The organism is Bradyrhizobium archetypum (assembly GCF_013114835.1).
Taxonomy (GTDB): domain Bacteria; phylum Pseudomonadota; class Alphaproteobacteria; order Rhizobiales; family Xanthobacteraceae; genus Bradyrhizobium; species Bradyrhizobium archetypum.
Genome location: NZ_JAAVLW010000009.1, coordinates 23,296 through 45,407 on the forward strand (window position 1 = coordinate 23,296; position 22,112 = coordinate 45,407).

Annotated in this window: 26 protein-coding genes and 1 pseudogene; 18 read left to right on the plus strand and 9 right to left on the minus strand. The window is 63.0% G+C overall.

All coding sequences use genetic code 11. The annotated features are described in order from the left end of the window. Positions 1–267 precede the first annotated feature (267 nt). A complete protein-coding gene (locus tag HCN50_RS26885; RefSeq protein WP_235977243.1) occupies positions 268–1,467 on the plus strand; it encodes an MFS transporter in 1,200 nt (399 codons plus the stop codon). Here the strand turns inward: HCN50_RS26885 and HCN50_RS26890 are convergent. Continuing rightward, positions 1,418–1,705: a mercuric transporter MerT family protein gene (locus HCN50_RS26890; protein ID WP_171712919.1), complete on the minus strand. Its 288-nt coding sequence runs from the start codon at positions 1,703–1,705 to the stop codon at positions 1,418–1,420. The two genes, HCN50_RS26885 and HCN50_RS26890, sit on opposite strands and share 50 nt — an antisense overlap. 48 nt (positions 1,706–1,753) lie before the next feature. On the opposite strand from HCN50_RS26890, the pseudogene HCN50_RS33805 reads away from it, so the two are divergent. After that, positions 1,754–1,846, plus strand: a pseudogene (locus HCN50_RS33805) (MerR family transcriptional regulator); the annotation flags it as partial. 92 nt (positions 1,847–1,938) lie between these two features. Beyond that, on the plus strand, positions 1,939–2,190 hold the full coding sequence (locus tag HCN50_RS33810; RefSeq protein WP_311968231.1) for a MerR family DNA-binding protein: 252 nt from the start codon (positions 1,939–1,941) through the stop codon (positions 2,188–2,190). 22 nt (positions 2,191–2,212) lie between these two features. Here HCN50_RS33810 and HCN50_RS26900 read toward each other — a convergent pair whose 3' ends face one another. Beyond that, complete coding sequence (locus HCN50_RS26900; protein ID WP_171712920.1) at positions 2,213–2,617, minus strand: DUF4864 domain-containing protein; 405 nt, start codon at positions 2,615–2,617, stop codon at positions 2,213–2,215. Between the two features lie 153 nt (positions 2,618–2,770). On the opposite strand from HCN50_RS26900, the gene HCN50_RS26905 reads away from it, so the two are divergent. Continuing rightward, the gene (locus tag HCN50_RS26905; RefSeq protein ID WP_171712921.1) at positions 2,771–3,049 is read left to right on the plus strand and encodes a DUF1488 family protein; all 279 of its coding nucleotides are present in this window, start codon (positions 2,771–2,773) and stop codon (positions 3,047–3,049) included. Between the two features lie 13 nt (positions 3,050–3,062). On the opposite strand, the gene HCN50_RS26910 is transcribed toward HCN50_RS26905, so the two are convergent. Then, the gene (locus HCN50_RS26910; protein ID WP_171712922.1) at positions 3,063–3,494 is read right to left on the minus strand and encodes a cupin domain-containing protein; all 432 of its coding nucleotides are present in this window, start codon (positions 3,492–3,494) and stop codon (positions 3,063–3,065) included. A gap of 111 nt (positions 3,495–3,605) precedes the next feature. Here HCN50_RS26910 and HCN50_RS26915 point away from each other — a divergent pair, with 111 nt between their 5' ends. Continuing rightward, complete coding sequence (locus HCN50_RS26915; protein WP_171712923.1) at positions 3,606–4,496, plus strand: LysR family transcriptional regulator; 891 nt, start codon at positions 3,606–3,608, stop codon at positions 4,494–4,496. Between the two features lie 24 nt (positions 4,497–4,520). Here the strand turns inward: HCN50_RS26915 and HCN50_RS26920 are convergent, their stop codons facing one another. Both HCN50_RS26920 and HCN50_RS26925 read right to left on the minus strand, forming a co-directional pair. Beyond that, positions 4,521–5,300 (minus strand): crotonase/enoyl-CoA hydratase family protein, encoded by a 780-nt coding sequence (locus tag HCN50_RS26920; RefSeq protein WP_171712924.1) that lies wholly within the window; start codon positions 5,298–5,300, stop codon positions 4,521–4,523. Between the two features lie 52 nt (positions 5,301–5,352). Beyond that, the gene (locus HCN50_RS26925; protein WP_171712925.1) at positions 5,353–5,841 is read right to left on the minus strand and encodes a tautomerase family protein; all 489 of its coding nucleotides are present in this window, start codon (positions 5,839–5,841) and stop codon (positions 5,353–5,355) included. A gap of 118 nt (positions 5,842–5,959) precedes the next feature. Between HCN50_RS26925 and HCN50_RS26930 the strand changes: the two genes are divergently transcribed. Next, complete coding sequence (locus HCN50_RS26930; protein ID WP_171712926.1) at positions 5,960–6,571, plus strand: TetR/AcrR family transcriptional regulator; 612 nt, start codon at positions 5,960–5,962, stop codon at positions 6,569–6,571. A 7-nt stretch (positions 6,572–6,578) separates the two neighbouring features. Here the strand turns inward: HCN50_RS26930 and HCN50_RS26935 are convergent, their stop codons facing one another. Continuing rightward, a complete protein-coding gene (locus HCN50_RS26935; protein WP_446471643.1) occupies positions 6,579–8,141 on the minus strand; it encodes an ATP-binding protein in 1,563 nt (520 codons plus the stop codon). On the opposite strand from HCN50_RS26935, the gene HCN50_RS33815 reads away from it, so the two are divergent. Together HCN50_RS33815 and HCN50_RS26940 are read left to right on the plus strand one after the other, a co-directional pair. Next, positions 8,034–8,465, plus strand: a complete 432-nt coding sequence (locus HCN50_RS33815; RefSeq protein ID WP_235977258.1) for a hypothetical protein — start codon at positions 8,034–8,036, stop codon at positions 8,463–8,465. The genes HCN50_RS26935 and HCN50_RS33815 overlap by 108 nt on opposite strands. A gap of 1 nt (position 8,466) precedes the next feature. Then, positions 8,467–9,300 (plus strand): protein-L-isoaspartate O-methyltransferase family protein, encoded by an 834-nt coding sequence (locus HCN50_RS26940; RefSeq protein ID WP_171712927.1) that lies wholly within the window; start codon positions 8,467–8,469, stop codon positions 9,298–9,300. Positions 9,301–9,450: 150 nt separating this feature from the next. Here the strand turns inward: HCN50_RS26940 and HCN50_RS26945 are convergent, their stop codons facing one another. After that, entirely contained in the window at positions 9,451–9,999 is a 549-nt protein-coding gene (locus HCN50_RS26945) for a cupin domain-containing protein (protein ID WP_171712928.1), read from the minus strand. A 154-nt stretch (positions 10,000–10,153) separates the two neighbouring features. On the opposite strand from HCN50_RS26945, the gene aptA reads away from it, so the two are divergent. Then, the gene (gene aptA / locus HCN50_RS26950; RefSeq protein ID WP_171712929.1) at positions 10,154–11,482 is read left to right on the plus strand and encodes an omega-aminotransferase AptA; all 1,329 of its coding nucleotides are present in this window, start codon (positions 10,154–10,156) and stop codon (positions 11,480–11,482) included. A 69-nt stretch (positions 11,483–11,551) separates the two neighbouring features. Beyond that, positions 11,552–12,817 carry a D-amino acid dehydrogenase gene (locus HCN50_RS26955; protein WP_171712930.1) on the plus strand — a complete coding sequence of 422 codons (1,266 nt, stop codon included), beginning with the start codon at positions 11,552–11,554 and terminating at the stop codon, positions 12,815–12,817. Between the two features lie 91 nt (positions 12,818–12,908). Here HCN50_RS26955 and HCN50_RS26960 read toward each other — a convergent pair whose 3' ends face one another. Continuing rightward, positions 12,909–13,592: a cupin domain-containing protein gene (locus HCN50_RS26960; protein WP_376700327.1), complete on the minus strand. Its 684-nt coding sequence runs from the start codon at positions 13,590–13,592 to the stop codon at positions 12,909–12,911. A gap of 163 nt (positions 13,593–13,755) precedes the next feature. Here HCN50_RS26960 and HCN50_RS26965 point away from each other — a divergent pair, with 163 nt between their 5' ends. From HCN50_RS26965 to HCN50_RS26985, 5 genes are all read left to right on the plus strand, one after another. Then, on the plus strand, positions 13,756–14,523 hold the full coding sequence (locus HCN50_RS26965; RefSeq protein WP_171712931.1) for an ABC transporter substrate-binding protein: 768 nt from the start codon (positions 13,756–13,758) through the stop codon (positions 14,521–14,523). Then, positions 14,523–15,176, plus strand: a complete 654-nt coding sequence (locus HCN50_RS26970) for an amino acid ABC transporter permease (RefSeq protein ID WP_171712932.1) — start codon at positions 14,523–14,525, stop codon at positions 15,174–15,176. The genes HCN50_RS26965 and HCN50_RS26970 overlap by 1 nt, the downstream gene beginning before the upstream one ends. After that, positions 15,173–15,904, plus strand: coding sequence for an amino acid ABC transporter ATP-binding protein (locus HCN50_RS26975; protein ID WP_171712933.1), 732 nt, complete (start codon positions 15,173–15,175; stop codon positions 15,902–15,904). Before HCN50_RS26970 ends, HCN50_RS26975 begins: the two co-directional genes overlap by 4 nt. Before the next feature lie 10 nt (positions 15,905–15,914). Further along, positions 15,915–17,207, plus strand: coding sequence for an NAD(P)/FAD-dependent oxidoreductase (locus HCN50_RS26980; RefSeq protein WP_171712934.1), 1,293 nt, complete (start codon positions 15,915–15,917; stop codon positions 17,205–17,207). 110 nt (positions 17,208–17,317) lie between these two features. Next, positions 17,318–18,640 carry a DUF1236 domain-containing protein gene (locus tag HCN50_RS26985; protein ID WP_171712935.1) on the plus strand — a complete coding sequence of 441 codons (1,323 nt, stop codon included), beginning with the start codon at positions 17,318–17,320 and terminating at the stop codon, positions 18,638–18,640. A gap of 110 nt (positions 18,641–18,750) precedes the next feature. On the opposite strand, the gene HCN50_RS26990 is transcribed toward HCN50_RS26985, so the two are convergent. Continuing rightward, on the minus strand, positions 18,751–20,343 hold the full coding sequence (locus tag HCN50_RS26990) for a gamma-glutamyltransferase (RefSeq protein ID WP_171712936.1): 1,593 nt from the start codon (positions 20,341–20,343) through the stop codon (positions 18,751–18,753). Positions 20,344–20,625: 282 nt separating this feature from the next. Between HCN50_RS26990 and HCN50_RS26995 the strand changes: the two genes are divergently transcribed. From HCN50_RS26995 to HCN50_RS34835, 3 genes are all read left to right on the plus strand, one after another. Then, on the plus strand, positions 20,626–21,351 hold the full coding sequence (locus HCN50_RS26995) for a Crp/Fnr family transcriptional regulator (protein WP_171712937.1): 726 nt from the start codon (positions 20,626–20,628) through the stop codon (positions 21,349–21,351). 209 nt (positions 21,352–21,560) lie between these two features. After that, positions 21,561–21,839, plus strand: a complete 279-nt coding sequence (locus HCN50_RS27000; protein ID WP_171712938.1) for a DUF6894 family protein — start codon at positions 21,561–21,563, stop codon at positions 21,837–21,839. 125 nt (positions 21,840–21,964) lie between these two features. After that, positions 21,965–22,105 (plus strand): gamma-glutamylcyclotransferase, encoded by a 141-nt coding sequence (locus HCN50_RS34835; RefSeq protein ID WP_376700330.1) that lies wholly within the window; start codon positions 21,965–21,967, stop codon positions 22,103–22,105. Positions 22,106–22,112 lie beyond the last annotated feature (7 nt).

Genomic DNA, 22,112 nt, shown 5'->3' on the forward strand with positions numbered 1-22,112 from the left:
TAAAGCAGGAATAGTGTCCGTCGCTCAGATTGTGTGGAAGATCTTATGCACACAAAAGTAGTGGAAAAGGCCGGCTTTTGATGCGCCAGGCGGGCGAGACTGCATGTCGGCCCAGCCGTCGCGCTCGCGTGAAGAGGGTGGACAGCCGATCCGACCCTCCGCGATTGCATGCCCAACATCGCGGCATTGTGGCTTGACGTTGGGCAATTTGCCCCCGAAGTTGCGCCTGCCGTGGTAATTTCTTCTGAGCTTTCCCGAGAATCCGACCTGTTTATTCCCGACTCGCGCCGGGCGTGGATCCGGCTTGCCGTGGCCGTGCTGATCGGCTCGCTCGGCAGCGTCGGCATGTGGTCGGTGGTGGTGGCGCTGCCGGTGGTGCAGACCGAATTCGCCGCGAGCCGCGGCACCGCCTCGCTGGCCTTTACGATGATCATGCTCGGCTTCGGCTCCGGCGCGGTGCTGACCGGCAAGATCACCGACCGCTATGGCATCGTCACCGCGATCGGGCTCGGCATTGGCATTTTGGGCCTCGGCTATGTCGTCGCGGGGATGTCGACCTCGATCTGGCAATTCATCCTGGTGCATTTCGCCATCGGGCTTTCCTCCTCGGCGACCTTCGGCCCGCTGATGGCAGAAGCCTCGCACTGGTTCGATCGCTACCGCGGGCTTGCGGTCGCGGTGGCCGCCAGCGGCAATTACATCGGCGGCACGATCTGGCCGCCGGTGGTGAACTACGCCATCGAAGCGACGGGCTGGCGCACCACCCATATCGGGCTCGGCATCTTCACGGCGGTGGCAATGACGCTGGCGTTGGTCGGCTTGCGCATGCTGATGGGGGCGGGCGGGCAGCGCGACCATCAGAATGCGCCGCCGCCGCGCGTCGACTTGCGGATCTCCACCAACGCGCTGACGGCGATCCTGTCGCTGGCGGCGATTGCCTGCTGCGTGGCGATGTCGATGCCACAGGTGCATATCGTCGCCTATTGCGGCGATCTCGGCTACGGCGTGGCGCGCGGCGCCGAAATGCTGTCGCTGATGCTGGGCTTCGGCATCATCAGCCGGATCGGAAGCGGCTTCCTCGCGGACAAGATCGGCGGCATCCGAACGCTTTTGATCGGCTCGGTGGCGCAGGGCAGCGCGCTGCTGTTCTACCTGTTCTTCGACAGCCTGACCTCGCTCTACATTATCTCGGCGATGTTCGGCCTGTTCCAGGGCGGCATCGTGCCGAGCTACGCCATCATCGTGCGCGAGGCGATGCCGGCCTCCGAGGCCGCGACACGTGTGGGCATCGTGATCTTCGCTTCCGTATTCGGCATGTCGTTCGGCGGCTGGATCTCCGGAGCGATCTTCGACGCCACCGGCTCCTACATGGCGGCCTTCGCCAATGGCCTCGCCTGGAACGCGCTCAACATCGTGATCATGCTGCTGCTGTTGATGCGCGCGCGCCAGCGGCTGGCGATGGCGTAGGTAATTCGATCCAATAGCCAGTTCCAAGAAAGAGCAGTGTCGCCGCGAGGAAGTAGGGTTGATAGGGTGCAAGCCGTGTGAAATAGCCGATCCATGCACCGCTGACGCCGAGACTGAACAGAAGCACCCGCAAGACGCAACACGACGACGTAGCGAGCGCGCCCAGCAGGCCGCCTGTGGCCATCAACGCCTGTCCGTGCCCCGGGTCGGCGGCGATATGCTCTTTCTTGACCTTCATGCTAACGAGCCTACATCCTGTGGTGACTACAGGATCAAGAGGTTTTCCATGAGTGTGGTCACGGCTGCGCGAGCCGAAAAGCTGACAATCGGCAAGCTGTCGCACCTTAGCGGCGTGAACATCGAAACCATCCGCTACTATGAAAAGGTCAAGGTGCTGCCGGTCCCCTCGCGCGCGGAAAGAAAACGGGCGTCGCGTGTACGGCCCAATGGAAGCGCGCATCCTTGCTTTTCGTGCGGCGCTCGCGCGAGTTGGGATTTTCGCTCCAGGAGGTGCGCGCCTTGCTGCGGCTCGGCGGTCCTGAAAAAGCCTCGTGTCGTGAAGTCCGGGAGATCGCTGCCCACCACCTCGATGATATCCGCACAAAGATCGCCGATCTCCGCAAGCTGGAACACCTGCTGACCAAAACCGTCGCGCAATGCACCGGCACCGCAGCGCCGAGGTGTCCGGTATTGGATATTCTCGATATCCAGCGTTCCAGATAAGCGCTCGAGGACGGCTTGAGTCCTATGCCGCCTGGCCCGCCTTCAACAGCGAGCAGCCGGTGATCTTCAGGCTGCCGTCGGGCTGCTGCTCCAGCGTGTACATCGCTTCCCAGGCCTCGCCATTGTCATCGACGATGTAGACGCGCTGGGCGATATGGCCGCCGGCGGCGCGCGCCTCGCCGAATTCAAAACTTTTGTGGCGATAGACCGGCGCGTAGCCTTGCTTGACCATCTGCATGAAGATGTCGGCCTGCGGAAAGATCTGCCTGATTTCGGGCGCGGCATGCGAATAGGCGGCTGCGGCGTCGTCACGGCTGAACGCCTGCTCCTGCGCGCGGATCACGCTTTGCGCGGTGGCGACGTCATCGGCGAGGGCCTGGGCGCCCAAGCCGATGAGGAATGCGAGAACCACAACAACAGCGCGCATGCCAATACCTCCGGACTGGCGGTGCTTGCCAGGGTGCGGACCAGCCGAAACTTATACCTGCTGACGGGCGGGCGGAAGGACTATTCGCGCAGCGTCAGGAGGGATGAGGAACAAGCCGATGGGACCGTCGTTTCTCTCCAGGAGGATCACCCGATGACACTCACGCGCGGCAGTATCCAGGGATATGAAATCGACCGCATGGTGCTGCTGTTCTCCATGATGGACGGGTCGAAGGAAATACCTTGTGCCGTCAGCGCTTCGGCGATGGACAATCTGGAGCATGTGGCGCGGACGGCGCCGGAGGGACGCGAAGAACAATTCCTTCGATTGCGCGACCGGATCGAACAATGCGCAGCGCGCAAATTCGATGCCCGCGAGTTCGAGGGAAAGCCGCCCGGCATCATCATACGCAGCATCGATTTTCGCGGTTAGCGGCAGCATCAGCCTAATGCGCCATCATGTCGAGGAACGGTGTGTCGTTGGCGCTGACATAGAAGATGACGACCTTGGTTGGCTCGGTGGCGCTGCGGTTATAGCCAGTCATCGGCACCCTCGGCGGTTCGACCATTGCCTCGCCGGCCTTCACGTCAAGCGGCGGGCGGCCGTCGAGTTCGAGGGTGAAGGTGCCTTCGAGGACGTACACCGTCACCGGAAAGCGGTGGGTATGATAGACCGTCTTGTCGCCGGGCTTGAACGTCGCCGTCATCACCCGCACGGTCTGCTTGTCGTCCGTGGGAAGTCCCTCGACGACCTGCTGCAAGACCATGGTTGGCCGGGCGATATTGGGGGCTGCCCCGCCGTGCTGTTCCGACGCCGCCTGACTGCCGATGCCGAGGCTCGCGAGCAGGGCAACGCCCGGGACAAGATGGTTGCGCATATATCGCTCCTTTGATTCACCGCGCCGTTTGGAGCAAAGCCTACGCAGCGCGGCCAAGCCGCGGGAGCCGCAAGATTGCTAGGACCAGCTCCAAAAGTGCATAATGGGTGCATGTTCGACTGGAATGATCTGAAGTATTTTCTTGCCGTTGCGCGCCATGGCAGCACGATCGCGGCCGGCAAGGCGCTCGGCACCAGCCAGTCGACCGTGCACCGCCGGCTCGAGGAGCTCGAACGCCGGATGGGGCAGGTGCTGGTGACGCGGCAGGCCAGCGGCTATCGCCTCACCGAATACGGCACCGCGCTGTTACCATTCGCTGAGCGCGTCGAGGCGGCGGTCGGGGATTTCCAGCGGCGGGCCACTGATGTCGAGCAGGACATGAAGGGCACGATCCGCGTCACGTGCCCCGAGCCGATCGTCATCCGCATGACGCAGTCGGGGCTGATCGAGCGGTTTCATGCCCGCTATCCGCATCTGCGCGTCGAGTTCATCACCAGCGACCGTTATCTCGACCTCTCGAAGGGCGAGGTCGACGTCGCCTTCCGCTCGGGTGATACCGATGACGAGCTGATCGGCCGCAAGATCGCGGATTCGTACTGGGCCGTCTATGCCAGCCGCGATTATGTCGAGCGCCACGGCAGGCCCGATCGCGTCGAAGAATTGTCGCAACATCCCCTCATCGGCTTCGACGAGACGCTGGCGGGTCACCGTGCCGCCAAATGGCTGAAGGACGTTGCCCCCGACGCCAGGATGCCGGTGCGCAACAACAGCGTGCTCGGCCTCGTTTCCGCGGTGAAATCCGGCGCTGGAATAGGTCCGCTGCCGACGGCGCTCGGCGATGCAGAGCCGGATCTGGTCCGCCTGCTCGGGCCCGTGCCGGAATTGACGCGAAGCTGGCGGATCCTCACACATCCCGACATCCGCCGCGTGCCGCGCATTGCCGCATTTTTCGACTACGTCGTCGAGCAGCGCGAGGCGCTGAAGCCTGTCCTCACCGGGTGAGGCCGCCAGCATTCATGGCCGCGATCACTTTCCCTGAAACACTGCAGCGCGCCGCTCGATGAAGGACTGAATGCCCTCACGCGCATCGGCGCTGTTCAGCACGCGCTCGCGCACTTTCGGAATATAGGCGATGGCCGCCTGCTCGCCCTGTTCGACATATTTGAGCGCCGCTTCCTTGGTGACCTGAATGCCGAGCGGCGCATTGCCGGCGATGATCCTGGCGAGCGCCATCGCCCGCTCGACTTGTTGCCCCACCGGCACCACCTCCTGAACCAGGCCGATCTCGCGGGCGCGCGCTGCAGTGAACTCATCACATAGCAACAGGTGATACATTGCATTGCCCCAGCCGGTGCGCGACAGGAAACGGAAATGCGCGCCGCCAAGGGGAGCAATGCCGCGTTTGGCTTCCATTTGGCAGAAGCGGGCGTCATCGGCGGCAACGACGATGTCGCCCGCCAGCATCAGCTCGATCCCGATGGTGTAGACGATGCCCTGCACCGCTGAGACGATTGGCTTCCTGCAGCGCTTCTGCAGGCCGAAGACGTCGACATTGCCTTCCTTGAAGTTGCGCTTCTCGGCGGCGGGGCCGAAGAACTTCGGCATGTCGAGGCCGGCAGTGAAGTCCTTGCCCGCCGCGCAGATGACGCCGACCCAATGGCTGTCGTTGTTGTGCAGTTCGGTCAGCGCATCGGACAACTGCTCCATCATTGCCAGCGAGAACGCGTTCTTCTTCGCGGGATTGTCGATGATGATCTTGAAGATTCGATCATGGGTCTCGGTGAGGATCTTTCCTTCGGTGCTCATGTCTTCCTTCTCCATTCTGATTGTTCTGGAATGCAGTGCGGGACAGGCGCCTCTATCGTTCGTATTTGACGGCGAGCGCAGTGCGGATCGCAGCCGCCCGCTCCGGTGAGAAATGCGACGGCCCATGTTCCAGCAGGTCGAGGAACGACAGCACGCCGCCGCGCGAGCCCCAGCTACCTTCCTCGATGATGCGAAAGTTGATCCACCAGGCCGGCGAGGGCGCCTTCATCCCGCAGGCCTCGGCAAGCGCCGAATGGATGTTGCGGATCACGGCCGCGCGATCCTCGCGCGTCCAGCAGCAGTCCATCACCACGACATCGATCAACATGACGTCGCTCGGTCTGTCCGACAGCAGCTCTCCGCCGTGGGCGATCATGTCGAGCGGGCGCTCGACGAAATGAACCTGATAGCCGCGGCGTGCCTCGGGCGTGAGCTCGCCGACCTCCGGCACCAGCACGGCGTCCGTCAGCGTCTTGGCCAATACGCGCCGCTGATCGGCATTCAACCGTCCTTGCGGCGTCATCACGTGGATAAACGTCATCGCGCCCGTCCTTTCTGCCAGCGTCCAACTGACTATGACGACCGTCATAACTTCATATGGCGCTGGCTATGTCAAGCGTCATATTCTAGGATGCGCCATCCAGCCGACGAGGACCCCGATGACGTCAGATACCCGCGCGAAGATGGTGGCCGGCGCCGCCGACCTTTTCAGCCGCCGCGGCGTCAACGCCACCAGCATGCGCGAGGTGGTCCGCCACACCGGCACGCCGCGCGGCTCGATTGGCCATCATTTCCCGCGCGGCAAGCTGCAATTGATCGAGGATGCGGTGGTCTTCGCCGGCAAGCAGGTCAGCGGGCCGCTGGCGCATCTGACGGAGACGCGCGGCGCCATTGCTGGCTTGCGCACTTTCATCGCATTGTGGCGCCAGACGCTGGAGCGGACGAAGTTTCAGGCCGGCTGTCCGGTGCTCGCGGTCGCGGTCGAGCAGTATGTCAACGACGCCACCGACAAGGGCGGCGAGCCGGACGAAGCTGCGCAGCAACATCTGCTCGACCTTGCCGACGGCATCTTCGCCGACTGGCAGCGGATTATGTTCGCGGCGCTGCGGCGCGAAGGGGTGGCGCCGGCGCGTGCGCGGCGGCTGGCGGCGCTCGTCATCGCAGCAACGGAAGGAACGGTCGCGCTGTGCCGCGCAGCCCGCAGCGCCCAGCCCCTCGACGATGTCAGGCAGGAGCTCGAGCTGGTGCTTTCGAGCGTGCTGGAGAAGTGAGAAGAACTCACGATGCCAGCGCTGTTAGAAGGATCCGCGCGAGGTCGGCGCTGAGGTAAGGCTTCGGCAGCAGCAGCACGCCAGCATCGAGACGGCCATGGTGTATAAGGGCATTCTCGGCATAACCCGAGGTATAAAGCACTTTGAGTTCCGGGCGCCTTTTGACCGCCTCGGTCGCGAGCTGGCGGCCGTTCACTCCTCCGGGCAGCATTACGTCAGTGAACAGCAGGTCAATGCGCTCCGGTCCATCGATGATTGCCAGCGCCTCGGCAGCATTGCCGGCGGCAAGCGTGCGGAATCCGAAACGTGTGATTTGCGCCACGACGTATTCGCGGACCAGCGGGTCGTCCTCGACAATCAAGATGGACTGGTCGCTATGTTCGCCGGCGTATCCGCCGGTCTCGCCGGCGGGCTCTTCCGCGCCACCACCCGTGGCCTGCGGCAGATATAGCTTCACGGTCGTGCCGTGGCCCTCTTCGCTGTAGATCTTGATATGTCCATTGGACTGCTTGACGAAGCCATACACCATGCTGAGGCCGAGCCCCGATCCCTTCCCGGCCTCCTTGGTGGTAAAGAATGGTTCAAACACCTTTTCGAGCAGGTTGCCCGGAATTCCTTCACCGGTGTCACTCACTGCAATCATGACGTAGTTGCCAGGTCTAGCCTCACTATTCAGGCGCGCGTAACTTTCATCGAGCACCACGTTCTTGGTTTCCAACGTCAGCTTGCCGCCGTTAGGCATGGCGTCACGAGCATTCAGGGCGAGGTTCAGGATCGCGGTCGAGAGCTGACTGGGATCGATCAGAGCCGGCGCGGAATCGTGCGCCAGCATCGATTCAATCTCGATGTGCTCGCCGAGGGTGGGGCGCAGCAGACCCGCGGCATCGACTATCAACGCGTTGACGTCGGTATTGCGCGGTTGCAGCGGCTGGCGGCGGGAGAAGGCCAGCAAATGCTTCGTCAGCTCGGCCCCCCTTGCCGCAGCTCCGCTGATCAGATTGGTGATCTGAGCGAGATGTGGACGATCCTTGACAGCATCGCTGAGGATTTCGATGGTTCCCGTGATCACAGTCAGAATGTTGTTGAAGTCGTGCGCGACGCCACCAGTGAGCTGGCCGATGGCTTCCATCTTCTGCGCTTGCTGGATCTTGGATTCGGTGGCCTCTTTCTCCTCAAAACGCTTGACCATGGCCTCGGCCTCGCGGCGTTGCCTGACTTCTTCCTCAAGTGCGGCATAGGCATTCGCAAGCTGAATGCGCGTGGGCAGCACTAGGATCCGCGGCAGCAGCAGCAATAGTGCGGCCGTGATCGCGACCGAAATCAGCGCCAGGAAGGCTTTGGTCAGGGCCTCGATCTCATAGGCCGGCACCCATAGGGTGTAGATCGACAGCAGGCGGGTCACACCGCACACCGCAACGAAGATCGCGAATATTAGGAATACGCGCCGGAACATGAGCTCACGATGGCGCCGCCACAGAAAGAACGCGAGGACGAACGCCGTAGCAAAGAAGGCGCCGGCGACAATCGCGTCGGAAACGACATTGAGCCAGATGAGTTCCGGCTTCCACAACAGGCACGCGCCGTGCTCGGTGAGCTTCGACATGGAAAAAGCTCCAAGAAACGGCTGCACGCGTGCAACCGCAATCCTCCGACCTCGCTGCCGGACGAACGAAACTATTCAGCTTTTTGGCCACCCGCGCAAGCGCAGCGCTGGGCCGGCGAATATTATCGCGCCCATCTGAGCATCGGAGGCAGCATGTTGTTCCCGGGAACGAGCGGAGCGAAGGCGAAGATTGCTGCCTGCAGCGCAACAGCGGCTTCAGTAGCGAGCATTACGATATCGAAACAATCTGCTTTGACATATGACAGTTTAGTCAGTTTGAAGAGGCCTTAAGATGGATAGGTCGGAAAAGTATCGTTCGTTGTATGCCAAACTGATTTGCACCGCAGCCAAGCTCGATGATCCGCGCATCGAGGAGGCATTTCGCTCTGTGAAACGCGAGCCCTTCGCCGGACCGGGACCGTGGTGGCTGAATCTCGGCGCACACCCATACGTGCAGACACCCGACGATGATCCCGCATTTCTCTACCAAGACCTGCTCCTCGCATTGGACCACGAGCGAGGCATCAATATCGGCCAGCCCAGCGCTCACGCCTATTGGCTGGGAGCCTGCAATATCAAGGAGGGTGAGCGCGTGGTGCAGATTGGGGTGGGCAGCGGCTATTATACCGCGATCCTTGCCCACCTGGTCGGCGCAGCCGGTCGGGTCTACGGCTATGAAATCGACGAGGTGCTGGCGGCGCGTGCTCGCGAGAACCTCCGAGAGGTGCATCAGGCGGAGGTGCGAACGCAATCGGGCGTCGCGTCGGACTTGCCGCAGGTTGACCTGATCTATGTTTGCGCTGGTGCCGCGCGGCCATGCCGCATGTGGCTCGACGCATTGCGGCCTCGAGGGCGCCTCTTGTTTCCCTTGGCTCCCAAGGATGTCTTCGGAGGCATGTTGCTGGTCACGCGTCCCGACCAAGGCTCCGCGTGGTCCGCAAAGTTTGTCAGTCGCGCCGCATTCATCGGCTGCTTGGGTCTTCAGGACGAGGAGGTAGGTCATCGTCTAAAAGACGCGTTTTCGAAAAACTGGGATAACGTGCGTTCGCTCCGTCTCGATGGATCACCCGATGATAGCTGCTGGTTTGCGGGTGACGGCTGGTGGCTTTCAACGGCGGATGTCTGACGGGCAGCAAACGTCTCCCGCACCAATCGATATTCCTTTTGGCCCAGGCCGGACATGTTGGCAGACGATTCTGATCTCCGCTCGCGAGGCGAGGAGATAGATCGCAACCATTGCAGCGCTACAGCGAACCATGAGTAGACGTGTTGCTGCTCAAAACGTCGGCGGCGTGCAGGCGCTTATCACTTCGCAGGGTTTGGCGCCGACGCAGCGGAAGCGGTGCGGCCTTCGGCTTTCGAAATAATAGGCATCGCCCGGGTCGAGGATGCGGCGTTCGTCGTCGACAGTGACCTCGAGCCGGCCGCTCACCACGATGCCGCCTTCCTCGCCGTCATGGGTCAGCGGCACGCGGCCGGTATCGCTGCCGGGCTCGTAGCGCTCCTTCAGAATCTGCAACGCGCGGCCGAACAGGTTGTCGCCGACCTGGCGGTAGGAGATCGGCTGCTTGCCGATCTCGGTCAGTTCGTCGGCGCGGTAGAACGCCTTGCGCGGCCGCTCCGGCTCGATCGCGAAGAATTCGGCCAGTCCCATCGGAAGCCCGTCGAGAATGCGCTTGAGCGCGCCCACGCTCGGGTTCATCTGGTTCGATTCGATCAGCGAGATCGTCGAATTGGTCACGCCGGAGCGTTTTGCCAGTTCGCGTTGCGACAGCTTGTGACGCGACCGAACAAAGCGGAGTCGCCCGCCGATGTCGACACTCATGGCCAATCCCTGTTGCAGGTGTTTCGGATCGAACAAATATGCCTTGGCAGGGTTAGCAAAATCAATGGGTTGCAGGACCGCAGAAAAGGACTTGTTATGGAGTTCCGAGCGTGGCCCGGTGGCAGCTTGAGCTGCCAGCAAAGGAGCTAAGCCCGTGACCGTTCACCAAAAGCCGAACACCCTGCAGACCGACTCGTTCTGGATGCCTTTCACGGCCAACCGGCAGTTCAAGAAAGCGCCGCGCCTGTTCGCCTCCGCCGAGGGCATGCATTACACCACCGTCGACGGCCGCAAGGTGATCGACGGCTCGGCCGGCCTGTGGTGCGTCAATGCCGGCCACGGCCGCCGGCAGATCGCCGCCGCCGTCGAACGGCAGTTGATGAATCTCGATTTCGCGCCCTCGTTCAACATGGGCCATCCGCTGGCGTTCGACTTCGCCGAGCGGCTCACCGAGATCGCGCCGAAGGGACTGGATCGCGTCTTCTTCACCAATTCGGGCTCGGAATCGGTTGATACCGCGCTGAAGATCGCGCTGGCCTATCAGCGCGCCATCGGGCAGGGCACCCGGACGCGCCTGATCGGCCGCGAGCGCGGCTATCACGGCGTCGGCTTCGGCGGCATGTCGGTCGGCGGCATGGTGGCGAACCGCCGCGCCTTCGCGACCCATCTGCCTGGCGTCGATCACATCCGTCACACCCATGACCTCACCCGTAACGCCTTCGCCAAGGACATGCCGGAGCATGGCGCCGAGCTCGCCGACGATCTCGAGCGGATGGTGGCGCTGCACGGCGCCGACACCATTGCCGCCGTCATCGTCGAGCCGGTGCCAGGCTCGACCGCGGTGCTGCCGCCGCCGAAGGGTTACCTGAAGCGCCTGCGCGAAATCGCCGACAAGCACGGTATCTTGCTGATCTTCGACGAGGTGATCACCGGCTTTGGCCGCCTCGGCACGCCGTTCGCGGCGGATTATTTCGGTGTCACGCCCGACATGATGACGACCGCCAAGGGCATCACCAACGGAACGGTGCCCTGCGGTGCAGTGTTCGCGACCCGCAAGGTCCACGACGGGCTGATGACGGGTCCTGAGGGCACCATCGAGCTGTTTCACGGCTACACCTATTCGGCGCATCCGACTGCCTGCGCTGCGGGGCTCGCGACGCTCGACATCTACAAGGACGAAGGCCTTCTGACGCGCGGCGCATCCCTCGCCGAGTACTGGCGCGATGCGCTGCATTCGCTGAAGGGCCTGCCCAACGTGATCGACATTCGCAATGTCGGCCTGATGGGCGCGGTCGAGCTGTCGCCGCGCAGCGACGGCGTCGGCGCACGCGGCTATGACGTGATGGTGGATTGCTTCAACCGCGGGCTCTATCTGCGCATGAGCGGCGACAGCTTTGCGATGTCGCCACCTTTGATCGTCGAGAAGAGCCATATCGACGACATCGTCTCCATCCTCGGCGACGCGATCAAGCGAGTGGCCTGATCCTTGCTCACAGAGAAAATGAAAAATAGAAGCCGCGGCGACGTCGCCGCGGCAAATGCGTGAGGGATCGTGAAAGTCATCGTTCTCGGCAGTGGCGTGATCGGCGTCACGACCGCCTATTATCTCGCGCGTGCCGGCCATGAAGTCGTTGTCGTCGACCGCCAGGGCGCGCCTGCGCTCGAAACCTCCTTCGCCAATGCCGGCGAGGTCTCGCCCGGCTATTCCTCGCCCTGGGCCGGCCCGGGCGTGCCGGTCAAGGCGATCAAATGGCTCTTGATGCGGCACGGGCCCCTGGTGATCTGGCCGAAGCTAGATCCCGTGATGTGGCTGTGGATGCTCAAGATGCTACGCAACTGCACGGCGGAGCGCTACGCGATCAACAAAAGCCGGATGATCCCGATCGCCGAATATAGCCGCGATTGCCTCCGCACGCTGCGCGACGAGACCGGCATCGCATATGACGAGCGCAGCCGCGGCACGCTGCAGCTCTTCCGCAAGCAGAAGCAGCTCGATTCGACCGGGGGCGATATCGCGGTGCTCAAGCAGTACGGCGTGCCGTACGAACTCCTGGATCGCAGCGGCTGCATCGGCGCGGAACCCGCGCTGGCGAACGTGAAGGAAAAGTTCGTCGGGGGGCTGCGCCTGCCGCAGGACGAGACCGGCGATTGCCACATGTTCACACAGTCGCTGGCGCAGGAAGCGGCAAAGCTCGGCGTGCAGTTCAGGTTCAACACCAGGATCGACCGGCTGGTTGCGGATGGCAACAAGATCACTGGCGTCGTCACCGGCGACGGCCTGTTGCAGGCGGACGCCTATGTCGCGGCGCTCGGAAGCTGGTCGCCGCGATTGCTCAAACCCATCGGCATTTTCGTTCCAGTCTATCCGGTGAAGGGCTATTCGATCACGGTGCCGGTCACCAATCCCGACGGCGCGCCGGTGTCGACTGTGATGGATGAGAGCTACAAGGTCGCGATCACGCGGCTGGGCGATCGCATCCGCGTCGGCGGCACCGCGGAAATCTCCGGCTATTCCGATCGGCTCGACGCGGCGCGGCGCGCGACGCTGGATCACTCGCTGTCTGACATGTTTCCGCACGGCGGCGACTTGCGCGAGGCGAGCTTCTGGTGCGGCCTGCGCCCGATGACCCCGGACGGCCCGCCGATCATCGGTGCCACGCGCTATGGCAATCTGTATCTCAACACCGGCCACGGCACGCTCGGCTGGACCATGGCGTGCGGCTCGGGAAGGGTGCTGGCGGATCTGATCTCGGGACGCAAGCCGGATATCGATGTGCGCGAGCTCAATGTGAGCCGGTACGATCAGCGGTTTGGGTAACACTGTCATTCCGGGATGGTGCGCAAGCACCAGACCCGGAATCTCGAGATTCCGGGTTGGCCTCTGAGGCGCCCCGGAACGACAAGCTGACTCAGCCCGCCTGCGTCACGCAGTTCACCCACAGCACCACTGCTTTCGTATCATCCGCCGGATTTGAAAAGCGGTGCGGCCTGCGGCTGGCGAACCGAAAACTGTCGCCCTGCTTCAACGTCCAGGTCTCGGCGTCCACCGTCAGCGTCATCTCGCCTTCCAGCACGAGGCCGGCCTCTTCGCCGTCATGGGTGTAGAGCTCGTCGCCGGTGTTGCCGCCTGGCTCCATGTGCACGAGAAACAGGTTGAGGCGGCTTTCCGTTCCGGCCGGGCTCAGCAATTGCTTTGAGATGCCGGTGCGCCAGAGTTTCAGTTCAGCGCGCTGCAATTGCCGCGTCACAACACCGCCGGACGTGGCATCATCGCCTGACTTCGAGCCGAACAGCGCGGCAATGCCGACGCCAAGCACGTCGGCGAGCGTGGCAAGCACACGCAGCGACGGCGACGACAGGCCGCGCTCGATCTGGCTGAGAAAGCCGATCGACAGATCGGTCCGCGCCGCAATGGTTTGCAGCGAAAGCTTGTGCTCGCGGCGCAGATCGCGAATGCGGCGGCCGACCGCGAGATCCATCGCCGGCTCGGCAGGCGTTGCGGCGGACTTCGCCTTCTGCCCGCGCACGGCCCTTCCGGCGGCCTTCGCTTTGGCTTTGGGTACCGCCGTCCTGATTCTCTTGCCTCCGCTCACGTCAGGCTGCTTCCTTCATGTGCATGAAAATTACTTGCAATGGCGGGCGAAGTGTGACCACAATTTCATAATGGTGAAAATAGGCTCGAACAGCATCGCCCGCAACTCTTTGGTTTTAAGGTTGGCGAAAGTTCGGGCGGCGTTCAGATCGGGAGGTGGTGCGATGGCTCTGAAGCGTCTCGTTCAGGCCGCGATGGTGGCCCTTGTTCTCACGGCTGCGATGCCGGTAGCAGCGCAGCAGGTGCTGAAGGTGGGCTCGACGCCGACCGGCGTGCCCTTCACCTTCCTCGACACCAAGACCAACAGCATTCAAGGCATCATGGTCGATCTGATCACCGAGATCGGCAAGGATGCCGGCTTTAAGGTGCAGATCGAGCCGATGCAGTTCTCGACGCTGATCGCCTCGCTCACCTCGAACAAGATCGACATCATCTCGGCCGCGATGTTCGTCACGCCGGCACGCAAGGAAGTGATCGATTTCTCCGAACCATTCTACAGCTATGGCGAGGGGCTCCTGGTGCCGAAGAGCGACAGCAAGGTCTACACCACGCAGGAGGATCTGAAGGGCGAGGTGGTCGGCGCGCAGGTCGGGACTGCCTTTGTCGATGCGCTGAAGAAGTCCGGCCTGTTCAGCGAAGTGAAGGCCTATGACACGATTCCCGACATTCTGCGCGACGTGAACGCCGGGCGCCTCAAGGCCGGCTTCGCCGATTATCCGATCCTTGCCTACAATCTCAAGCAGGGCGGTTTTCCCGAGGCACGTATCGTCGAGAGCTACAAGCCGACCACGATCGGTTCGGTCGGCATCGGCGTACGCAAGGGTGACACCGAACTTCTCGCCAAGATCAACGCCTCGCTGGCGAAGCTGAAGGCGAACGGCACGGTTGCAAAGATCCTCGATAAATGGGGCCTGAAGGCGCAGGGTGCCTGATGCAAGCCTTCTGGCGCGACGCGGTCGAGTTCCTGCCGATTCTGATGAGCGGCGTGGCGCTGACGATCATCGTCACGATCGGCTCGCTGTTGCTGTCGACCACGCTCGGCCTAGTCTGGGCCTTGATGCGCGTATCCGGCATCGGCGTCTTCGCAGGCTTCAGCGCCGGGCTGATCAACGTCATCCGCGGCATCCCGATCATCGTGCTGTTGTTCTATCTCTATTTCGTGATGCCCGAACTCGGCCTGACGCTGACCGCGCTGCAGGCTGCAATTCTCGGCCTCGGTATCGCCTATTCGGCCTACCAGGCCGAGAACTTTCGCGCCGGCATCGAGGCCATCGACAAGGGGCAGATCGAGGCAGCGCAGGCGATCGGCATGGGCTGGTGGCAGACCATGCGCCGCGTGGTGCTGCCGCAGGCGGTTAGAATCGTGCTGCCGCCCTACGGCAACATCATGATCATGATGCTGAAGGATTCCTCGCAAGCCTCGACCATCACGGTTGCGGAACTTGCGCTGCAGGGCAAGCTGATCGCATCCTCGACCTTCAAGAACACCAGCGTGTTCACGCTTGTCGCATTGATGTATCTCACCATGAGCATTCCGCTCATTCTCCTGGTCCGTCACTTCGAAAAGCGCGCGGGCCAGAAATGATCGAGCTTACCAACGTTCACAAGAGCTTCGGCAAGGTCGAAGTGCTCAAGGGCATCACCGCCTCCGTCGAGAAGGGCGAAGTGGTCTGCATCATCGGCCCCTCGGGCTCGGGAAAATCCACCATCCTGCGCTGCATCAACGGGCTGGAGAGCTATGACAGCGGCGACATCCTAGTCGAGGGCGCGCGGGTCGATCGCCATGCGGCTTCGATCATTGCGATCCGGACCCAAGTCTCGATGGTGTTTCAGCGCTTCAACCTGTTTCCGCACCGGACCGCGCTGGAAAACGTCATCGAAGGGCCGGTCTATGTGAAGCGAGAACCACACGCGCAAGCGGTTGAGCGCGGCCATGATCTGCTGGCGCAGGTCGGACTCGCGGAGAAGGCCGATGCCTATCCGCCGCAGCTCTCGGGCGGACAGCAGCAGCGCGTTGCGATTGCGCGGGCGCTCGCGATGCAGCCGAAGGCGATATTGTTCGACGAGCCGACCTCGGCGCTCGATCCCGAACTGGTTGGCGACGTGCTTTCGGTGATGCGCAAGCTTGCCGACGACGGCATGACCATGGTCGTCGTCACCCACGAGATGGGATTTGCCCGGGATGTCGCCGACCGCGTGCTGTTCATCGACGGCGGCGTGATCGTCGAGCAGGGGGCGGCGAAATCGGTCCTCAACCAGCCGCAGCATGCGCGCACGCAGGATTTCTTGCGGCGCGTGCTGCATCCGCTCTGAGTTTGCCAGCATGAATGCGCCTGTCCAATTGCCGCTGCCGCCAAGCCTTTACGCCGATACGGCGGTCGCGCCCATACCGACGCCGCCGCTTGCCGCCGACAAGAAGGTTTCGGTCGCGATCATCGGCGGCGGTTTCACCGGGCTTTCCACCGCGCTGCATCTGGCCGAGCAGGGCGTCGATGTCGCCGTATTGGAAGCGCAACAGCCGGGCTGGGGCGCCTCGGGCAACAATGGCGGCCAGGTCAATCCAGGGCTCAAGCACGACCCCGACCAGATCGAGGCCGATTTTGGTGCCGAGCTTGGCGGCCGCATGATCGCTTTCGCCTACGGCACCACGAACTACACGTTCGATCTGATCCGCCGTTACCAGATTCCCTGCGACGCGCGGCAGAACGGCACGCTGCGCGCAGCTTACAATGAAGCAAGCGCAGCGGGAATCGAAAACACGGCAAAGCAATGCATCCGCCTCGGCATGCCGGTGACGCTGTTGAACAGCGAGCAGATCCGCGAGATGACCGGCACCGATCGCTATCTCTGCGCCATGCTGGACAATCGCGGCGGCGACCTGCATCCCTTGAGTTACGCGCGCGGGCTGGCGCGCGCTGCGATCGCGGCCGGTGCCGCCGTCCATGGCGAGACGCCGGCGCTCTCCTTGTCGCGAGAAGGCGCGCATTGGCGCGTTGCGACGCCGCGCGGGATCGTGCGCGCCGACAAGGTGCTGCTGGCAACCAACGGCTTCACCGATGATCTTTGGCCGGCGCTCCGCCGCAGCATCGTGCCGGTATTCTCGTCGATCACCGCCACCGCGCCTTTATCCCAGGCGGTCGCGCGCGAGATCATGCCGACGCGCTCGGCGTTGTACGAGAGCGGCCACATCACAGTGTACTATCGGATCGATGCGCACAATCGCCTGTTGATGGGCGGGCGCGGGCCGATGCGCTGGATCAGCAAGCCGGCCGAAGTTGCCTATCTCATCCGCTATGCGGAGCGCCTATGGCCGCAATTGAAGGGCGTGAGCTGGACGCACGGCTGGAACAGCCGGCTCGCGATTACGCCGGATCATTATCCCCATGTGCATGAGCCGGTGGAGAATCTGTTGATCTCGCTCGGTTGCAACGGCCGAGGTGTCGCGCTTTCGACCGCGATGGGCGCGCAACTGGCGCGCCGCCTCATCGGCGGAAAGAATGCCGAAATCGACATGCCCATCACCGGCATCAAGCCGATGGCGTTGCACGCCTTCTGGCCGCTCGGCGTCACTGCCGCCGTGCTGATGGGAAGGTTGCGGGACCGGCTGGGAACGTAGCGACGCGGCGATCGCGGACTTCATCGAACGACATATCGAAGCGGCGGGCCTGGAACCTCCAGCATCGGCGAGCGTTCGCTTGCGTGACGCCCATACGGAGGAAGTTTCACATGCGCAAGCAGCTATTATTGTCGACTGGAATTATCTGCCTGATGCTGGCGCCCGCCGTTTCCTACGGCCAGGCGCCCGGCGCAAGAGGCGAAGAGCAGAAACAGATGCGGCCCAGCGATTCTGGCAGAGGCGGGGCATCGCAGGAACGCGGTGGCGAGCGAGCGCAGGAACGTGGACCGGCTGCGGAACAAAGGACGCAAGGCGCCGCAGGCCGTGAGGAAAGAGGCGCCGGTTCCCGGCAAACTGAGGAGAGAGGCAAGGCCGCGCCATCATCCGAGCGCCCGGCAGCCGCCGCCGACGACAGCAAGCGCGGCCGCGGCGACGATGCAAAGTCCGGCGAGCGTGCGCAGGATTCCCGCCAGGGAGGCCGCGACGCGCAGACGGCACGTGAAGGCAAGGACGCCAAAGACAGCGGCAAGGGCAGCGCCGAGATGAAGCGCGACAGTGATCGGGAAAAATCGCACGCCGAATCCGACAAGGGCAAGGAAGGAACGACCGCCCAGAAGGAGCGCGAGGGCACGGGCCAGAAAGACGTTCAAAAAGACGTCCAGAAAGACACCGGCCGCGATCAGCGTGAAGGCTCCAAGGGCGCCGCTGAGCAGGGCAAGGATGCGAATCGGCCGTCGACCGCGACCGACACCTCGCGCACGCAGCCGTCAACGAACGCGCAGACCGCGCCAGGTACCTCGACCACCCAGACCAACCAAAGCCAGACGACGCAGAGCCAGACCGGACAAACGCAAACCGGTCAGCAGTCCGGCATCTCCGTCGAAAAGCAGGAGCGCATTTCCCAGACCTTGACACGCGAGCGGCTGGCGCCGCCCGAGCGCAATCTCAACATCTCGATCCACGTCGGTGAAACGTTGCCTCGGGACGTGCGGGTGCATCGTCTGCCGCCTGAAATCGTTTCGATCGAGCCTGCATATCGCGACTATGACTACTTCACGACCGAAGAGGACATCGTGATCGTCGAGCCGCGCACGCATCGAATCGTGAGTCAGATTCCGCGCGATGCGTCGCGTATTCGCGCGGCCGGCGGCGGCACCAGCACTGGCACGGCGACCGGCGGGACCGGCACGATGGCCGCCGGCGGCAGCGCGCCCTGCCGCATCATGCGCCGCGACGCCGCGGGCAACGTCACCGAAGTGACGCCGCAAACGGTCGGCTCGACCGCGCAGCAGGAATCCATCAGCGTGACCGTGCGCATGCCCGGTGGCGTATCCACGGCGCCGATCCCGTTGGGCGCGCCGGACGGACAGATCGTGGTCTCTGCGCAAGGCGGCGCTGATTGCATGGTAACGCTTGAGCCGCAGACACGGTAGGTACGTCGCGCTGGCGCTTTCAGACCCGTGATCGAGAAAAAGTGCGGCACCTGGTTGCCGCACTTTTTGTTGTCCGAGCCGTTCGCGTTATTCCCGTCATCTCGGGCGCCTCACCTCTCCGCCACCGCCTCGCTCCAGGCGTGGAATGGCTCGGTGGCGCCGCTGTTGGTTTCGCCGTTGCGCATTACGATGCTGGGGCAGGCGAATTTCATCGGCAGCGCCTGGATGCGGGCTTCCTCGTAGTCGAAGCGAGCGCGCAATGCCTCGCGCGCGGCTTGCGGCAGGCGCGCGTCGCCGATCACGACCGCGCCTTCGCTGGCGTCAATGCGCGGCTGATGGATTGCGGCATCGAGGTCCATCCCATAGTCCATCACGAAGGAGAGAAGCTGGCTGACCGCAGGCAGGATGCGCCGGCCACCGGAGGCGCCGACCGCCACGCGGCGTCCGTCGCTCGCCTGCGCCAGCACCGGCGTGTAGTTGGTGAGGCAGCGTTTGCCCGGCGCCAGCGAATTCGGCGTGCCCGGCGTCGGGTCGAACCACATGATGCCGTTGTTCATGGTGATACCGGTCTGCCCTGACACGAATTTGGAACCGAAGGTCGACAACAGCGTCTGCGTCACCGCCGCCATGTTGCCCTCGCGATCGACCGCCGAAAAATGCGTGGTGCAAGCCGGCGCAAGCGTTTCCGCACCGAGCGAGCGCCGGCCGTCTTCGTCTCCCATGTCCTTGAGGCGTTCGCGATAGGCGGCCTGCAATGCCGATGCAAAGGCGGCATAGGCCGCCGCATCCGGTCCGCCGCGCGCGGGCGCAAGGTCCTTTTGCAGCAGACCGAGCGTACGCGACAGCGTCGGGCCTGCGGTGAGCTCGGGCGTCGCGAACACTTTGCCGCCGCGATAGGGGATAACCAGCGGTTCACGCAGGTGCGCGCGGAATGGCGCGAGGTCCTCGACCGACAGCGCGCCGCCGGACGCCTGGATATCGGCGGCCAGGCTCTTCGCCAGATCACCTTCGTAGAAATCGCGTGGCCCAGCGCTGGCAAGCTGCGCCATCGTGGCCTTGAGCCTGTCCTGCGGCATGCGGACGATCGACCTGATGCCCCATTGCGGGTTCGGCGGAAGCCCATCCAACAGGTACGCGGCGGCGCTGGCGGGATAGCGCCTGAGATCCGCCGCCGCGCTGGAAATCATCACCGTGGTCCACCAGTCGACCGCGAGACCTTCGCCGGCGAGCCTGACACTCGGCGCCAACAATTCATTCCACGGCAGCATGGCGTGGCGGCGGTGGGCCTCCTCCATGCCGGCGACCACGCCGGGCACCGCGATCGAGCCGGGACCGTGAATGTTGCGGTCGTCCTTCACGCGCGGCCAGGGGAAGATGTCGGAAGCCGCGCCACCGCCGGTCAGCGGATAATCTGCAGGGTTCAGGCTCCGCGGTGCGCGCATGCCGTAGTCGATCACCTCATAGCGATCTTCGCGCGCGCGGTAGAGTACCATCGCGCCGCCGCCGCCGAGCCCGCTCATCCAGGGCTCGAGCACGCCAAGCGCAAACGTGGTCGCGATAACAGCATCGACGCAGTCGCCGCCTGCGGCCAGGACTTCGGCGCCGACCTGTGCCGCTCGACTCGATTGCGCAGCGACGATGCCGCCGTTGGAGGTGACCGCCGGCTTGCGGACTTGCTGGTTGCTGGAGAACTGGTCGCGCATCGGCTTCGCCCTGGTTATTATGGTTACGTGGCCGGTGCACTCGATCGGACATCGGCTGATCGATCGCCGTTCTAGGCGAAATTCGTCTATGGAGGAAGGACTTGCGGCAGATAAGGGTTTCCTCCGGCAGAAGCCGCAGTCCTCAGGTCCCCGACGGTTGACAAAATTTGGCTTGAATTATCGGCGGCGCGGCGCAATGTTTTCTCGGTCACCGGCGCCTGGTTCGCGTGGCGTCAGTGGGCTCAGAACTGTCGCGTCAATTGCCAGGCAAGAGCACAACAAATGCCACACGGCTCCAACTTGCTGCTGGGCCGACTTGCATTAGCAACCTTTGCTCGTGTCGTGCCGCATTTGTCAGTGGTCGAACTCTCCGCCGCGGAGGTGCTTGCCGAGCCCCATCGACATATCCAGCGAGTCTATTTTCCGCATTCAGGCATCATCTCCTGCGTCGTCGAACTGGCCGATGGCGGCATGATTGAGACCGGCATGATCGGAAATGACGGCGTCTTTGGCGCGAGTCAGGCGCTTGACGACAAGGTGTCGCTTAACCTCGTCGCCGTCCAGATTGCCGGCAGGGCTTCCGTCATGGCGGCGGACAGGCTGCGCACCTTGGCCGGCGAACTGCCCGACTTCAAGGCATTGCTGACGAAGTACGAGCAGTTCTTTGTTGCACAGGTTCAACAGACCGCGGCCTGCAACGCGGTCCATGACATTGAGGCGCGCACCTGCAAATGGCTGTCGCGGATGCACGACCTGGTCGGCGCCGATCTGCTGATGACGCAGGAGTTCTTTGCCGGGATGATGGGCGTGCGGCGCACCAGCGTGACGACGGTGGCCGGTGCATTGCAGGCCGCCGGTCTGATCTCCTACAGCCGGGGACGGCTCCACGTCATCGATATCGAACAGATACGGAAGCGGGCCTGCGAATGCGATGATGTGGTTCGGTCCCACTATCAGCAGATGTTCCCGCCGGCTGAAGCCGACGCCAGTAGACACAGATGCATCTGACACGCATACCTTGATCAGTACACAAGCGTTCGTTTCAAGTAGCAGCAATCCATACCGTCGCATCTTTCCCTGACAATGTTGGTCAGGAACAAGAATCAGCTTGTGAAATTTATTTGAAAAGAGCGCGGGGACCGCGAGTTAAGGAGTCCGGGTTAGGCGGTTTCGAAAACCTTCGTGATCGACCGAAGCGTTCCCGCACAGGAGGATTCATGCCGCTGTTCTATTTTATCCTGAAAGCGGGCCATCACACCTATCCAGATACCGAGGGCCAGGAATTTGCCGACGAGGCCGGCGCGCGGGCGCATGCCCATGCCGTCGCGCGCGAACTCATGCGCAACCGGGAGAGCAGGACCGGCCACTGGCGCATGCAGGTCTGCGACGACTATCTCGAGCCGCGCTATGAGTGCCTCTTTGCCGATCTAGACCAGATATCGCTGGGCTATGGCAGCACGGGAACTGGCTACCCCGATTGTCGAAATGGCGGGTAACCTCTGTGCATCGCCTTCCGCGTGGCGAGATCCTAAAATCTTGGTCAGGCCATGAAATAAAGACCTGCGAAGCGTTCGCGGTTTGGATTGGCGTCGGCGAACTGCCGCTCGCCGAAACCGCGCGCATGATCGCAAGTGGAAAAGGCGTCCTCGGCACCAACCGCGAATACCTCGTGCAACTGGCGACGCAACTGGAAGCGCTCGATATAGAGGACCCTTATGTCGCGCAATTGTATGCGCAGATGGATGCAGGCCCGGCTGCCTGAGATCGCG